This window comes from Martinezella lusitana (assembly GCF_016901135.1).
Taxonomy (GTDB): Bacteria; Pseudomonadota; Alphaproteobacteria; order Rhizobiales; family Rhizobiaceae; genus Rhizobium; species Rhizobium lusitanum_D.
On sequence record NZ_JAFEVL010000045.1, the window covers coordinates 390,217 to 405,547 of the forward strand.

Annotated in this window: 14 protein-coding genes; 5 read left to right on the forward strand and 9 right to left on the reverse strand. The window is 61.2% G+C overall.

Translation table 11 applies throughout. The annotated features are described in order from the left end of the window. Positions 1-127: 127 nt before the first annotated feature. A complete protein-coding gene (locus JTP94_RS17665; protein WP_204851777.1) occupies positions 128-1,081 on the forward strand; it encodes an NAD(P)-dependent oxidoreductase in 954 nt (317 codons plus the stop codon). 20 nt (positions 1,082-1,101) lie between these two features. Here JTP94_RS17665 and JTP94_RS17670 read toward each other — a convergent pair whose 3' ends face one another. Next, the gene (locus JTP94_RS17670; protein WP_204851778.1) at positions 1,102-2,310 is read right to left on the reverse strand and encodes a TIGR03862 family flavoprotein; all 1,209 of its coding nucleotides are present in this window, start codon (positions 2,308-2,310) and stop codon (positions 1,102-1,104) included. Between the two features lie 258 nt (positions 2,311-2,568). Between JTP94_RS17670 and JTP94_RS17675 the strand changes: the two genes are divergently transcribed. From JTP94_RS17675 to JTP94_RS17690, 4 genes are all read left to right on the forward strand, one after another. Next, the gene (locus JTP94_RS17675; RefSeq protein WP_204851779.1) at positions 2,569-3,276 is read left to right on the forward strand and encodes a TetR/AcrR family transcriptional regulator; all 708 of its coding nucleotides are present in this window, start codon (positions 2,569-2,571) and stop codon (positions 3,274-3,276) included. A 127-nt stretch (positions 3,277-3,403) separates the two neighbouring features. Beyond that, positions 3,404-4,561, forward strand: coding sequence for a Gfo/Idh/MocA family protein (locus tag JTP94_RS17680; protein ID WP_204851780.1), 1,158 nt, complete (start codon positions 3,404-3,406; stop codon positions 4,559-4,561). A gap of 12 nt (positions 4,562-4,573) precedes the next feature. Next, positions 4,574-5,749 (forward strand): dihydrodipicolinate synthase family protein, encoded by a 1,176-nt coding sequence (locus JTP94_RS17685; protein ID WP_204851781.1) that lies wholly within the window; start codon positions 4,574-4,576, stop codon positions 5,747-5,749. Between the two features lie 32 nt (positions 5,750-5,781). Next, the gene (locus tag JTP94_RS17690; protein WP_204851782.1) at positions 5,782-6,606 is read left to right on the forward strand and encodes a sugar phosphate isomerase/epimerase; all 825 of its coding nucleotides are present in this window, start codon (positions 5,782-5,784) and stop codon (positions 6,604-6,606) included. 80 nt (positions 6,607-6,686) lie between these two features. On the opposite strand, the gene JTP94_RS17695 is transcribed toward JTP94_RS17690, so the two are convergent. From JTP94_RS17695 to JTP94_RS17730, 8 genes are all read right to left on the reverse strand, one after another. Further along, on the reverse strand, positions 6,687-7,793 hold the full coding sequence (locus JTP94_RS17695) for a branched-chain amino acid ABC transporter substrate-binding protein (RefSeq protein WP_204851783.1): 1,107 nt from the start codon (positions 7,791-7,793) through the stop codon (positions 6,687-6,689). 327 nt (positions 7,794-8,120) lie between these two features. Continuing rightward, entirely contained in the window at positions 8,121-9,506 is a 1,386-nt protein-coding gene (locus JTP94_RS17700; RefSeq protein WP_204851784.1) for an FGGY-family carbohydrate kinase, read from the reverse strand. After that, the gene (rhaM, locus tag JTP94_RS17705; protein ID WP_204851785.1) at positions 9,503-9,829 is read right to left on the reverse strand and encodes an L-rhamnose mutarotase; all 327 of its coding nucleotides are present in this window, start codon (positions 9,827-9,829) and stop codon (positions 9,503-9,505) included. The genes JTP94_RS17700 and rhaM overlap by 4 nt, the downstream gene beginning before the upstream one ends. After that, positions 9,826-10,839: an ABC transporter permease gene (locus JTP94_RS17710; RefSeq protein WP_204851786.1), complete on the reverse strand. Its 1,014-nt coding sequence runs from the start codon at positions 10,837-10,839 to the stop codon at positions 9,826-9,828. The genes rhaM and JTP94_RS17710 overlap by 4 nt, the downstream gene beginning before the upstream one ends. After that, the gene (locus JTP94_RS17715) at positions 10,836-11,840 is read right to left on the reverse strand and encodes an ABC transporter permease (RefSeq protein ID WP_204851787.1); all 1,005 of its coding nucleotides are present in this window, start codon (positions 11,838-11,840) and stop codon (positions 10,836-10,838) included. The genes JTP94_RS17710 and JTP94_RS17715 overlap by 4 nt, the downstream gene beginning before the upstream one ends. 10 nt (positions 11,841-11,850) lie before the next feature. Further along, positions 11,851-13,386: a sugar ABC transporter ATP-binding protein gene (locus JTP94_RS17720; protein WP_204851788.1), complete on the reverse strand. Its 1,536-nt coding sequence runs from the start codon at positions 13,384-13,386 to the stop codon at positions 11,851-11,853. 73 nt (positions 13,387-13,459) lie between these two features. Further along, entirely contained in the window at positions 13,460-14,455 is a 996-nt protein-coding gene (gene rhaS / locus JTP94_RS17725) for a rhamnose ABC transporter substrate-binding protein (protein ID WP_034506542.1), read from the reverse strand. A gap of 53 nt (positions 14,456-14,508) precedes the next feature. After that, positions 14,509-15,321 (reverse strand): DeoR/GlpR family DNA-binding transcription regulator, encoded by an 813-nt coding sequence (locus JTP94_RS17730; protein ID WP_204851789.1) that lies wholly within the window; start codon positions 15,319-15,321, stop codon positions 14,509-14,511. Positions 15,322-15,331 lie beyond the last annotated feature (10 nt).

Genomic DNA, 15,331 nt, shown 5'->3' on the forward strand with positions numbered 1-15,331 from the left:
GCGCGGCGGTAAGAAAATCGCCGCTTCCTTCCTTCGGAGGATGACAAATCGGTGCGCGATCCTATTCTCAAAGGCGGATCACTTTTTGAATTTTGATAGGATCCGCTTTTGACTTTGGGAGGACATCATGACGCGTGCAGTGGTTATCGGCGCGACCGGCCATGTCGGCACTTACCTTGTGCCACGGCTGGTCGAGGCGGGGTATAATGTGGTGGCGATCAGCCGTGGCCAGGCAAAGCCCTATTCGCCGAACCGGGCCTGGGACGATGTCGAAATGTTGACGATGGACCGCTCCGCCATGGAAAAGGACGGCAGCTTCGGTCCGGCGATCCGCGCTTTGAAGGCGGATATCGTCATCGACATGATCTGCTTTACGCTCGACAGCGCCAGGCACCTGACGGATGCGCTTGCCGGTCATGTGAGCCATTTCCTGCATACGGGTACGATCTGGACGCACGGCTTCTCGATGGTAGTTCCGACGCTGGAGGAGGCACCGAAGCGGCCATTCGGAGACTATGGCATCCAGAAAGCGGCCATCGAGGCGTATCTGCTGGATGAGGCGCGTTGCAAGGGCTTTCCCGTGACGCTGATCCATCCGGGCCATATTGTCGGTCCGGGCTGGGCTCCCCTTAATCCGGCCGGCCATTTCAATCTGTCGGCATTTTCGACGCTGGCGCGGGGCGAAACGCTCGTCTTGCCGAATTTCGGCCTGGAGACTGTTCACCATGTCCATGCGGACGATGTCGCGCAGATGTTCATGGGGGCGATCGCCAATTGGCGAGCTTCGACCGGGGAGAGCTTCCATGCCGTCTCGAGCGGTGCGCTGACGCTTCGAGGCTATGCCGAGGCGATGTCGCGCTGGTTCGGGCACGAACCGAAGCTTGAATTCCTGCCCTATGAGACATGGGCGAGAGATCGGACGCCGGAAGATGCGCAGGCGACCTGGGAGCATATCGCCCGCAGTCCGAACTGCTCGATCGCCAAGGCGCAGCGACTTCTCGGTTATCAGCCGCGATACACGTCGCTGCAAGCCGTTCAGGAGTCGGTGGCATGGCTGATGGCGAATGGGCGTATCGGCTGAGAGGTTCAGACCCGCATCGCTTAACGCTTGAGCCAGGCGCCCATGCCCTTGGCCGCCGCGCGTCCGGTGGCAAAGCAGGCCGTGAGGAGATAGCCGCCCGTCGGCGCTTCCCAATCGATCATTTCCCCGGCGACGAAGATGCCGGGGAGCTTCTTCAGCATGTAGCCGTCGTCGAGCTCGCTCCAGCGGATGCCGCCGGCAGACGAGATGGACTCGGCAACAGGCCTCGGTCTCAGAAGCGGAATCGGCAAGGCCTTGATCAGGCGCGCCAGGCTTTCCGGATGCGAAAGGGTAGCCGGATCGGCAATTTCACGCAGAAGGCCGGCCTTGACGCCTTCGATTCCTGCGCCCTTGCGCAGGCGATTGGAAAGGCTGGCTTTCGGATCCTGTCTGGTCAGATCGCGCGACAGCCGTTCCGCCGTTCGTCCGGGCGCCAGATCGATGATGAGCGCGGCTTTGTCTTCGCTCGCCAGGCGATCGCGCAAGGCAGCGGCATGCGCATAGACGAGGCTGCCTTCAATGCCTGCCTGCGAGATGACGAATTCGCCCGGCAAGGTCCCCGCCTCGGATGTTGCCGTCACGGCTTTGAGCGGCACGCCGGCAAAACGTTCCCTGAACGGCGCACTCCAGGCGACGTCGAAACCGCAATTGGCGGGCTGGAAATCGGCAATGTCGATTCTTTTAGTGCGAAGCCAGTCGGTCCAGGACGCATCCGAGCCGAGGCGAGGATAGCTGGCACCGCCGAGCGCGAGCAGAACGGCATCATATTCGGCGATCTTGCGTCCTTGCGTCGTCTCGAATGCCAAGCCACCATCGGCAAAGCCGGACCAGCGGTGCCGTGTCATGATGCTCACACCCTGCGCCTCCAGCCGGGCAAGCCAGGCGCGCAGCAATGGCGACGCCTTCATGGCTTTCGGGAAGACGCGGCCGGAGGAGCCGATGAAGGTTTCCGTCCCCAGCCCCGCCGCCCAGGTCCTGATATCGTCGGGCTTGAAGCCATCGAGTGCCGCGCGCAGCCGGGGCGAGGCCGCCCCGAAGCGATCGGCGAAGAGGCGATAGTCTTCCGAATGGGTGATGTTGAGGCCGGATTTACCGGCCAGCAGGAATTTGCGCGCGACCGTCGGCATGCTGTCATAGACGGTGACGCGATGGCCCGACAGAGACAGGGCTTCTGCCGCCATGAGCCCCGCGGGGCCGCCGCCGATGATTGCGATCTGCTTCTCAGCCATAAGCCGTCCGGTGCCAATTCCTATCCGCTCTCTTGGGCCGGACCGGTGTCGAAAGCAAGGTCAGACCATTCTTTTGTCAGGGAAATTCATGCCGTGGGCAGTGGCCTTGCCTGGCGCATATTTGCATTTAAATCGATATAACCATCTGGTTACTATGGCCGGCGATTCGCGAGGGACTGTCAACTTATGCGATGATCGGTTACTTATCGGCGTCAGGAATGGCCGCACAAGCCTTGAATGATGCCGCCGGGAGCCATTATGTCGGAAGCCAGAACCGCGAAACGCCGCGCAAAGAACGCAGACCTTGCGAATGCCGATCAGGCGTCATCACGCGCAACGCCGGAACGGCCCCGTCTCAGGGATGCGGAACGCACGAGTAAGGCGATCCTGGCCGCTGCGACCAAGGAATTTGCCGAGCGCGGCTATGGCGGTGCGCGCGTCGATGCGATCGCCGAGCGCGCCAAGATCAACAAGCGGATGCTCTACCACTATTTCGGCGGCAAGGACGCTCTTTATGTCGCCGTTCTCGAAGGCAGCTACATCGCTATCCGCTCGGCCGAGGCAAGGCTTGATCTTTCTCATCGCTCGCCGGCGGAAGGCATGCGGGAGCTTGTTGTTTTCACATGGCAATATTTCTTGGATCACCCTGAATTCCTTGGCATTCTCAGCACGGAAAACATGCACAAGGCCCGCTTCCTGAAGCGTTCGGCGCGCATTTTCGAACTGCATTCGCCGTTGGTTTCAGAGATTTCCGGTCTGCTCGACCGAGGTGCGGTCTCCGGTGATTTCCGTCCCGGCTGCGATCCAGTCAAGATCTATATGAGCATTGCAGCGCTCGGCTCGTTCTTCCTGACGAACCGCTGGACGCTGTCGACGATCTTTCGGCGCAATCTTTCCGACGAGGCGGAAATCGATGCCTGGGGCGAGCATATCGTCGACGTCATTTTCGCCTATCTGCGCCCCTAGGCACACCTCTGCAACCGCTCAGCAATTGGAGATGATTGCCGCTGCGGCCATTGACGATGGCCGTTGACAGCACCGCTTTGCCATGTCAGTTATGTAACTATATAGTTATTTACGGGAGGAATGACTTATGGCGACGAAGCCGATCGGTATCATCATGCACGGCATCACCGGACGCATGGGCTATAATCAGCATCTGGTGCGCTCCATCCTGGCGATCCGCGAACAGGGCGGCGTCCTGCTGGCCAACGGCGACAGGTTGATGCCCGAGCCGATCCTCGTCGGCCGCAACGCCGAAAAGATCGAGGCCATCGCCCGCAAGCACGGCCTTGCCAAGACGACGACCGATCTCGACAGCGCTCTTGCCGATCCCACCAACACGATCTTCTTCGATGCCGGCTCGACGCAGATGCGCGTCGACTTGCTGGAGCGGGCGATTGCCGCCGGCAAGCACGTCTATTGCGAAAAGCCGATCTCCGAGACGCTCGCCGAGGCGCTTTCGGTCGCCGCTTCGGCGGAGCGGCGCGGGGTCAAGAACGGTGTGGTGCAGGACAAGCTGTTTCTACCGGGCCTGCGCAAGATCGCCATGCTGCGCGACAGCGGCTTCTTCGGCAAGATCCTCTCCGTGCGCGGCGAGTTCGGCTATTGGGTCTTCGAAGGGGATTGGGGCGTGCAAGCGCAGCGTCCGTCGTGGAACTATCGCAAGGCCGACGGCGGCGGCATGATCCTCGATATGTTGCCGCATTGGCGCTACGTGCTCGACAATCTGTTCGGTGAGGTCAAAGCCGTCAGCTGCCTCGGCGCCACGCATATTCCAAGCCGCGTCGACGAGAGCGGCAAGACCTATGTCGCCGATGCCGATGATGCGGCCTATGCCACCTTCGAACTGGAAGGCGGCGTCATCGCCCATATCAATTCCTCCTGGGCGGTGCGCGTGCGGCGCGATGATCTCGTCACCTTCCAGGTCGACGGCACCCATGGTTCCGCCGTCTGCGGCCTGATGCGGTGCTGGACACAGCATCGCGTCAACACGCCGAAGCCGGTCTGGAATCCGGACCAGCCGCAAACGATCAATTTCTTCGACACCTGGGACGAGGTGCCGGACACGCAGATCTTCGACAATGGCTTCAAGGTGCAATGGGAAGGTTTCCTGCGCCATGTCGCCGAGGACGCGCCGTGGAAGTTCACGCTTCGCGAAGGCGCCAAGGGCGTGCAGCTGGCGGAACTGGCGCAGAAGAGCTGGACCGAGCGGCGCTGGGTCGATGTTCCCGCACTCACAGCGCGGTAGGAGATCGGCATCATGACGAGAAGCCTTCGTTTGCCGATGGTCGGCGGCGGCCTTGCCGACTTCACGCTCACCAACGCGCCGTTGAGCGCTCCGGTAAAGCCGGCCGGTGGTCACCGGTTCAACCGCGTCGCCTATGCAGCCGCCCATGTCGTCATCGACCCCTTGGCAGACAACGATCCCTGGCTCGATCGCAACATCGACTGGGAACGCACCATCGCTTTCCGGGAGTATCTCTGGGATCTCGGTCTCGGCGTGGCGGAGGCCATGGACACAGCGCAGCGGGGTATGGGTCTCGATTGGGCCGGCGCAAAGGAGCTGATCGCGCATGCGCAATCGGCCGCCCGCTATCGGCCGGATGCGCTGATCGCCTATGGCACCGGCACGGATCATCTGGCGCCCGGACCCGATGTGACGATTGACGATGTCATTCGCGCCTATGAGGAGCAGATTGCCTATGTGGAAGGGCAGGGCGGCCGCATCATTCTGATGGCAAGCCGCGCGCTTGCCGCAGCGGCTAAAAGTCCGGACGATTATATCCGCGTCTACGACCGTATCCTCGGGCAGGTAAAGGAGCCGGTGATCATCCATTGGCTCGGTTCGATGTTCGATCCGGCACTGTCAGGCTATTGGGGATCGTCCGACGATCTGCAGGCGATGGAGACAGCGGTCGCGATCATCAATCAGAACGCCACCAAGGTCGATGGCGTGAAGATCTCGCTGCTTTCGGCCGAGAAGGAAATCGTCATGCGCCGTCGGCTTGATCCGTCGGTGAAGATGTATACGGGCGACGATTTCAACTATGCCGAACTGATCGCCGGCGACAGCCAAGGCTATTCGCATGCCTTGCTCGGCATCTTCGATGCCATCGCGCCGGCGGCGAGCGTGGCCTTGGCGAAACTCGCCCAGAACGATCTCGATGCCTTTCATCAGATATTGGCGCCGACCGTCCCGCTGTCGCGTCACATCTTCAAGGCGCCAACGCGCTTTTATAAGACCGGCGTCGTCTTCCTCGCCTATCTCAACGGCTTCCAGGATCACTTCCAGATGCTCGGCGGCCAGCAAAGCACGCGCTCGATCCTACATCTTTCGGAACTGTTCCGGCTGGCGGAGACGGCACGTGTCCTGAGGGATCCGGATCTGGCTGTGCGTCGGATGAAGACGATCCTTGCCACGGTCGGCATCGACTAACGGACAAAAGAGGATCGGGGAGGATCATCGCGATGGCCGTAGAGGGTCTGTCCATCAATCTGGCGACGGTGCGCCAGCAATATGACATGCGCCAGGCGGTCGAGGCCTGCCTGAAGCAGGATATCGTCGCGATCGCCCCCTGGCGCGATCAGGTGCACAAGATCGGCCTCGCGGAGGCCGCAAGGATCGTTACCGACAACAGGCTCAAGGTGACAGGCCTTTGCCGCGGCGGCATGTTTCCGGCTGCGGATGCCAATGGCCGGGCTGCGGCGATCGACGACAACAAGCGTGCAATCGATGAGGCCGCCGCCCTGAATGCCGATTGCCTTGTCCTCGTCGTCGGCGGTCTGCCCGAGAGCTCGAAGGACATCGGTCATGCTCGCGAGATGGTGGCTGACGGTATCGCGGCGATCCTGCCGCATGCCCGTAGCGCCGGCATTCCCTTGGCAATCGAGCCGCTGCATCCGATGTATGCCGCCGATCGCGCCTGCGTGAACACGCTGGAGCAGGCGCTCAATATCTGCGACCTGCTGGGCGAGGGCATCGGCGTCGCTATCGACGTCTACCATGTCTGGTGGGATCCGAAGCTCCACGAGCAGATCGCGCGCGCCGGTGCCGGAGGACGGATCCTGGCGCATCACATCTGCGACTGGCTGGTTCCGACCGCGGATCTGCTGCTTGATCGCGGCATGATGGGCGATGGCGTCATCGACCTGAAAGGCATTCGCGCAGCCATCGAAAAGGCAGGTTATTTCGGCCTGCAGGAGGTCGAAATCTTCTCGCAAGACAATTGGTGGAAGCGGCCGGGCGACGAAGTGCTGGCCACCTGCGTCGAGCGTTTCCGCACCGTTTGTTAGCCAGCATTGTGCGAACTAGGCATAAAAAAGCCGGGCCATCATCTGGCCCGGCAATATTTTGAGAGCGTCGATGCGACGGCTTATTCGGCCGAAACGATCTTGCCGCCTTCCCACTTGTAGAGCGAGAAGCTCTGCGAGGTGAGGTCGCCGGCTTCGCCGTAGGTGACCTTGCCGATGGCGGTATCGACCGGCTCGCCCGTTTTCAGCGCTGCGCCGACAGCTTCGGCGTCATCCGCCTTGCCGGCCTTCTCGATGCCGGCTTTCAGCACCTGCACGGCGGCATAGGCGTTGAGCGTGAAGGCTTCCGCCGGAATGTTGTGTGCCTTCAGGGCGGCAACGGCGCTCTGTGAATCCGGGTTCTTCAGGGCGTCGGACGCGTTGGTAAAGACCGTGCCGGCAGCGGCGTCATTGGCGATTGCCCAATATTCGGTGTTGGAAAGGCCATCGCCGCCGATGATCTGCGCCTTGACGGAGATGTCATGCAGCTGGCGGGCAAGCAGGCCGGCTTCCGGATGATAGCCACCGAAGTAGATTACTTCGACCCCGGCCTGCTTCAGCTTCGCCGTCAGCGCGCTGTAGTCCTTTTCGCCCGGCGTCAGGGAATCGTCCAGTACCTCGGTCACGCCGCCCTTGTTGAGGGTGGCCTTGAAGGCGTCTGCGAGGCCCTTGCCGTAGGCGGCCTTGTCGTTGAGGATGGCGATCTTCTTGTCCTTGAAGTTCTTCACCACGTAGTCGGCTGCGACGGTGGCCTGCTGGTCATCGCGGCCGCAAGTGCGCAGGATGTTTGTCAGGCCGCGATTGGTCAGGTCCGGAGCGGTCGCGGTCGGCGTCACCATCAGGATGCCGTTTTCAGCAAGCGCATCCGAAACCGGAATGGCAACACCCGACGTGACCGGGCCGACGACGAAGCGGATGCTGTCGCCGACGAAGCCGTTGGCGACAGATACGCCCTGCTTCGGATCGCCGGCGTCGTCGCCGAGCTTCAGGACCAGCTTCTGGCCGAGAACGCCGCCGCTCTTGTTGATTTCCTCGATGGCGGTCTGCGCGCCGTTCTTGACCTGCTCGCCATAGGCGGCGACCGGGCCGGTCAGCGGTGCGATAAGGCCGATCGTGATGTCGGCATGCGCGAGAGGTGCAAAGGCCAGCGAAGCGACGAAGGTCGCGGCCGTCAATGTCTTCAGACTCATATTATCTCTCCTTGGATGGGCGCGGCAGCGCCCTTTGAACCCGCCCAATGGCCTGTCTCAGCGCGCAAACTGCCGTAAGGCGCTCTCCTAAAGAGAACAGAACTGACATCGATGCTGACGATCGCTTTCGGACATTTTTGACCTCGAAAGCGCTCATAAGGGTATTTTCTGTAGGAATATTGCGACGATTCCGCAAGAAAATAACCGTCGCGAAGACAATTCTATCGATTTTTCGGAAATTTTCGTCGAGGGATGGTTGTTATAGTCTTGCAGTCAAGGGTTGTTTCCTGTCCTGACCACCCGTCACTCGGCGCGGAATGACCAAACCTACCCGGTCAAGGCTTCGCGCCAGGTCTGCCGATAGCGAATCAAACCCGGCAGGTCGGCGTGGACAGGCGGATTTTCCGCGGCAGCCGGCGGTCGGATGCCGGTGAGCAAGGCCGCACCCTGGCTGGTTCCCGTCGAGCCCGCCACAGCGATGACGTCAGTCCTCGTCAGCGCGGACAGCGCGATGAGATAGGCACGATTAAGGGCAAAAGGTCCCTCGACGAAGATCGGTCCCCTGGCGCCGATCAGGCCGAGGCAGGCTTCCGTCATCAGAGCGAGATAGAGGCTGACGGCTGCAAGACGTTCGGCATTGCTTGTCGAGGCATCGCCGATCCAGCGCATTTTCCTGGCTGGAAAGGGCCCCGATCCCTCGACAATGTTCGGCAGCAGCATGAGGCCATTTCCGATCACCGTCTCAAGGGCGGCTTCCATCGCCTCGGGGGGTGCTTCGCCGATCTCCGCAGCCAAAATCTCGAACTCGCGGCCGCCCATGAAGCGGGACGAGGGCACGGCGCGGCCATAGGCGTCGACATTGGCGAGCGCGTCGCGTTGGGGATCAAGATGTTCGAGATCGCCACCCACGCCAAAACTGATTACCCATGTTCCCGTCGATACGACGGCGAAGGGAGCCTTGTTCTCGACCAGATGCGGCAGCAGCGAGGCGTTGGAATCATGGATGCCGCAATAGACCGGGACCGGCGCTGCAAGACCGATATCAGCTGCAAGTGCTGGCAGTACCGGGCCGAGCGCATCGAAAGCCGACCGCACGGGCGCCATCAGCATGCGAATGCCGAGCGTATCGACAAGGGAGGAATAGGTTCCAGTCGTCGGATTCCAGAGATCGGTATGGCAGCCGAGCGAGGTAACCTCGTTGGCGGCGACACGGGTCAGACGAAACGCCCAATATTGCGGATAGGTCAGGATCGTCGTGACGCGGGTGAAATCTTCGGGAAAGATACTCATCTGATAGTGGATCTGGGCGCCGACATTCAGGCCGCCGGAGAGGCGTGGCGAGAAGGTTTCGGCAAAGGCCGGGCGCAAGTGCCCATAGGCTTCCTGTATGGTTTGCGGATAGGTGTGTTCGTAGTCGAGAACCGGCAAGGCAAGGGTGCCATCGGCAGCGAGCAATACCGCCGAGGCCCCGTGCGTGGTGATCGATATGGCATCGAAGCCGGGCGTCGTTGCAAACCCCTTCAACGCTTCGATGATGAAGCCCCACAGCCTTTCGATATCGTAATGCGGATAGGGGCCGGTCTTCACCACACCATTGCTCGTTTTGACGACAGCGATTTCCGCGCCGGTCTCAGCATCGAGCACCACGACCTTGGCATTGGTCTTGCCGATATCGATGACGGCAATGCGGCGATAGGCTGATACGGCGGTCATGGCAGATGGAAGACCGTGACGAGATCGCTCTGGACGGGCGAATTGTCGGGATTGGTCGCCATGATATCGGCCATGTGCGCCCACCATCTCTTCATGACGGGATGGTCTGGCAGGCTCGCCAGCCTGTGATCCTTTGGCCGCGTCAGCACGCCGAAGAGCGTGTTCGTCTCGCGGTCGAGATGGATGGAATAGTCACTGGCGCCGGACTCATGCAGCAAGTCCACCAGGTCGGGCCAGATCTCGTCATGGCGTTTCCTGTATTCCGCCTCCATGCCGGGATTAAGCTTCATCTTGAAGGCGTGACGTTCGAGAGCTGCGGTCATTTGGAACTCATGGTCTTGATGCGCCTTGCGACGATCGGCAGTGCGATGGTGATGATGAGAAGCAAGCCGATAAAGATCGACATGACGATGCCCGGAACGTTGAGCAGGCCAAGGCCGAAGGTGACGAGGCCCATGACGAAGGCGGCGATGACGACCCCGCCGATCGTGCCCGAACCGCCGAGGATCGACACGCCGCCGAGCACGACCATGGTCACGACTTCGAGCTCCCAGCCGAGCGCGATCGACGGACGTGTCGAGCCGAGCCGCGAGGTGAGGCACACGGCGGCGATGCCGCTCATGAGGCCGGTCAGGAGAAACAGGATGAATTTGACTCGCTCAACGGGGATGCCGGAGAAGCGCGCGGCAAAATCATTGTTGCCGATCGTGTAGACCTGCCGGCCGAAATTCGTCGCATGCAGCAGGATCGCGAAGACGATTGCGAGCACGATGAAGAGAACGAATTCGAAGGAGAAGACCCAGACGACATAGCCCTGGCCGAAATAGGCGAAACTATCGGGATAATTGCCGAAAGCCTGATCGCCCAGCACGATATAGGAGATACCGCGGAAAAGGCTCATCGTGCCGATGGTGACGACGATCGACGGCAGCTTCATCCCGGACACCAGGAAGCCGTTGAACAGGCCGCAGAGCAACCCGACACCAAGCCCGATGGCGACAAGACCGATCGTATCGACGCCGACTTGCGCCGCAGCGCCCATGGCCGTCGAGGCAAGCGCTATGATGGCGGCGACCGATAGGTCGATTTCACCGGCAATGACCAGCAGCGCCATGGCGAAGGCGATCATAGCCTTTTCGGTGAAGTTGAAGGTGGCATCAGAGAGATTGAAGGGATCGAGAAAATAGGGCGAGGCCAGCGAATTGAAGATGAAGATCGCGATTGCGACGCCGAGCAGCAGCGTTTCCCAGCTTGCCAGGATGCGTTTGAACGGCGTGCCGAGACGGTCCGGAATGGCGCGCTTTTCCGTCGTTGATTGCGAAACGGTGCTCATGCACTTGCTCCATGGCTGGCGGTGTCCTTCGCCGCCTGATCCCGCAGGATGATGCGGCCGCGATTGCGTTCGCGCCGGGCGTTGAAGACAACGGCAAGGATGATGACGGTGCCTGATATCGCCATCTGCGTGAACGGCGAAATGCCGATGACCGGAAGGGCGTTCTTGATGACGCCGAGGAACAGCGCGCCGAGCACGGCGCCCGCCACCGAGCCGACGCCGCCGGCAATCGAGATGCCGCCGATGACGCAGGCCGCGACGCTGTCCAGTTCAAAGCCATTGGCAATGTCGACATAGGCGACCGCATAGCGCGATACCCAGAGATAGCCGCAAAGGCCCGCAAGCGCGCCGGACAGAACGAAGGCAAGGAAGCGCGTCCAGCCGACGTCGATGCCGGCATAGACGGCCGCCACCGGATTGCCGCCACTCGCATAGGCGGAGCGGCCGAATTGCGTGTAGCGCAGCAGGAGATACATCATCAATACGATGACGATGCCGATCCAGGCGAGCACGGGCAGGCCAAGCAACGGCGTGCGCGGCACGCTGAGGAAATTCGGCGTAAACTGATGTGCGTTGACCCAGGCGCCGCCCGATAGCACGAAGGCCATGCCGCGATAGATGGTGAGCGTGCCGAGCGTGACAACGATCGGCGGGATCTCCAGCGCCCAGACGAGATAGCCGTTGATGGCGCCGAGAGCTGCGCCCATGACGATCGCCGTGATCACGAGGACGATCAGCGGCAGATCAGGATAGGCCGCGTTCAGCATCGCCACCGCCATGCCGGTGAAGGCAAGATTGGCGGCGACCGACAGATCGATCGATTTCGTCAGAATGACCGTCATCTGCGCCAAAGCGAGGATGATGAGGATCGACGTATCATTGAAGATATTGGCGAGATTGGCGGGCTCGGCAAAGCCGGCCGCACGCGTCGCAAAGCCCGCGATCATCACGATGATGATGAGGAAGAGCAGCGTTTCTCGTCTTTTGAGGATGCGTGGCATCCCGTCCTCCCTATGCGTTGCCCGTGGCGGCGCGCACCAGCGCTTCCGGTGTCAGCCCTTCGCGCTCGAACAGGCCGGCCGACAGGCCCTCTTTCATGACGAGCACCCGATCCGCCATGCCGATGATCTCGGGCAGTTCCGAGGAGATCATGATGATGCTGAGGCCTTCTGCCGCCAGCTCGCTGATGAAGCCGTGCACGGCCGCCTTCGAGCCGATGTCGATGCCCTTTGTGGGCTCGTCGAGGATGATGATCTTCGGCTGCGTTGCCAGCCACTTGCCGATGACGACCTTCTGCTGATTGCCGCCCGAGAGCGTGCCGACCGGAACGGAAAGGGCGGCGGCGCGAAGGTCGAGGCGCTCGGCATATTTGCGCGCTAAGGCGAATTCGTTGGCCGCCTTCAGGAAGCCCTTGCGCGAGGTGCGTCCGAGCGAGGGCAGCGACATGTTCTGATAGATCGGCATCGGCAGCGCCAGACCATGACGGCCGCGCTCTTCCGGCACGTAGACGATACCGGCGCGGATGGCGTCCTGCGGCGAACGGACGTGGATTTCCTGCCCATTGAGCGTCAATCGTCCGGAGAGCGGTTTGGTGATGCCGAACAGGGATTGACAGAGCTCGGAGCGCCCGGCGCCGATCAAGCCATAGACGCCAAGGATCTCGCCGCGGCGGAGCTTGAAGGAGATGTCGCGAAATTCGGTGCGGTGGCAATAATTTGCGACTTCCAGCACGGTCTCGCCGATGGCGACCGCGACTTTCGGGAAAGCGTCCTTGACGTCGCGGCCGACCATCATGCGGACGATCTCGTCCTGCGGCGTTTCCTTGAGCCTGCCATGCCCGACGGCACGGCCGTCTCGGAAGACGGCGAAATTGTCGGCGATCTCGTAGAGTTCGTCGAACTTGTGGCTGATGAAGAGGATAGCTTTGCCCTTGGCCTTCAACCCCTCGACGATGCGGAAGAGATCATCGATCTCCTTGCGCGAAAGGGCGGCGGTGGGCTCATCCATGATGACGATGCGGGCATCGATCGACAGCGCACGCGCGATCGCAACGAGGTGGCGCTGCGCTATGGAAAGATCTTTCAGCCGAGTGGAGGGATCGATGGCGCTTTCCAGCGATTCCAGCAGCTGCCTGGAGCGGCTGTTCATCGTCTTCCAGTCGATGGTGCGCCAGGACGTGCGCGGCGCATGCCCGAGAAATATGTTCTCGGCAACCGTCAGCTCGTCGAAGAGCACGGTCTCCTGATGGATGGCGGTAACGCCGGCATCGATGGCGGCCTGCGCATTGGCAAAGGCCGTCGGCTTGCCGTCGATGAGGATCTCGCCCTCATTCGGGCGGTAGATGCCCGTCAGGATCTTGACGAGGGTCGATTTGCCGGCACCGTTTTCGCCGATGAGGGCGGTGACCTTGCCGGGGTAGAGGGAAATGCTGACGCCATCCAGCGCTTTGACGCCGGGGAAGATCTGGGAAATGCCGCGCATTTCCAGAATGGCCTGACTGTTCGCGGCTGGTGTGTCCGCTAGGGATCGTTGAAGGACTGTGGTCATCAGCAATGTACCGGATCAATGAAACCAGGTCCGGCGGCTGACGCCGCCGGAGAGCTGTGGATGCGATCTTCGATCAGAAAACCTTGGAGAACTGATCGATGTTCGAGGCGTTGTAGACGAACGGATCGGCCATAGCGGCTTCGCTGTTTTCTCCAACCTTGATCTTGCCCATGCGGCCGGCATTGATCTCGCTGCCCGGCTTGCCGTCGGTCTCGCCCTTGACGAGGCGATAGGCGATCTGCGTGGCCGAATAGCCGAGGTCGATCGGGTTCCAGATCGCGAATTCCTTCGTCGCGCCTGACTTGATGGCGCCAGCCATTTCGGACGGGAGGCCAAGACCGGTCACGTAGACCTGACCGATCTTGCCCGCATCCTTGACGGCCTGCGAAGCGGCGAGCACGCCGACGGTCGTCGGAGCGACGATGACCTTGACTTCCGGATGCGAGGTCAGGAGGCCTTGGGCTTCGCGATAGCTCTTGTCCGAAAGATCGTCACCATAGACTGTGGTGACCAGGTTGAGGCCTGGGAAGTCCTTGAGCTGCTTCTTCATCTCGCCGATCCAGATGTTCTGGTTGGTCGAGGTTGTCGTGGCCGACAGGATGGCGAAGTTGCCCTTGCCGCCGTCAAGATGATCCTTGGCGAGCGTCAGGCACATCTTGCCGATCAGCGCATTCGAAGACGGGTTCAGCTGCAGGATGCGGCCGGCCGGCGCTACGCCGGAATCCCAGGAGATGACCTTGATGCCGCGCTGCGTTGCCTTCTTCAGGGCAGGTACGACAGCGTCCGGATCGTTGGCGGAAATGGCGATCGCATCGACGCCCTGTGCGATCAGCGAGTTGATGACTTCGATCTGGCCCTCGGCCGTGGTCGAGGTCGGGCCGGTGTAGATCACCTGCACGCCGCCGAGGTCCTTGGCTGCTTCCTGGGCGCCCTTGTTGGCGGCCTCGAAAAAGCCGTTGCCCAGCGACTTCACCACGAGGCCGATCTTGATGTCTTTTGCGCTTGCGGTACCGGCCATCAGTGCCGCGGCGAGTGCGACGCCGATCGCCAGTTTCTTTGCTATATTCATGTCTCTTCCTCCCTAGTTGATAGGCTATGCTCACCCCATTACAGCCGCGCACCTCATGCGACCGACGGGGAATCTTCCTCCTCGGCCTGTGCCGAAACGCTTGTAACAATCAGCGATACGCCTGCATCCTCGATCATCCGCACCGTATCGGCCGAAATGCCGTCGTCGGTGATGATCGTCGTCACCTGTTCGAGCGGGCAAAGGATCAGGCTGGAGCGCTGACGGAATTTGCTCGAATCGACCATGAGGATGAGTTCGTCGGCCTGGCGCATCAGCTTCTGCTCGCTCTGGATCAGCAGCCCGTCGGCCTCCATGATGCCGAGCGGCCCGACGCCCTGCGCGCCGATGAACATGCGCCGCGCGTAGAAATTGCGTGTCGTGTCGTTGTCGAATGGCGAAAGGATCAGGCTCTGCTCGCGATAGATCGCGCCGCCCGGAACCGTCACCGTGTTTTTCGAATGCTTGACCAGATGTTCGGCGATAGCGAAGGAATTGGTCATCACCTGCAGCCGGAAGCCCGATATGTAATGCACCAGCTGAAAGGTGGTCGTGCCGCCATTGATGATGATGGCGTCGCCCGGATTGCACAATTCAGCGGCCTTGCGCGCGATTGCGCGTTTCCTATCGATATTGACTGCTTCTGAAACGCGGAAGGGACGGCCGGCCAGACTGCCAAGCTGTGCGGGATGGATCGATTCGGCGCCGCCACGGACGCGGCGGATCTTTCCCTGCACATGCAGGGCAGCGATATCACGGCGTATCGTCGCTTCCGAAGCCTCTGTCAGCTCGGAAATATCCTGAATCGTCACCACAGGCTTTTCCTGTACGGCGCTCAGAATAATGCGATGGCGTTCACGTTCGTGCATCGGCTCCTCC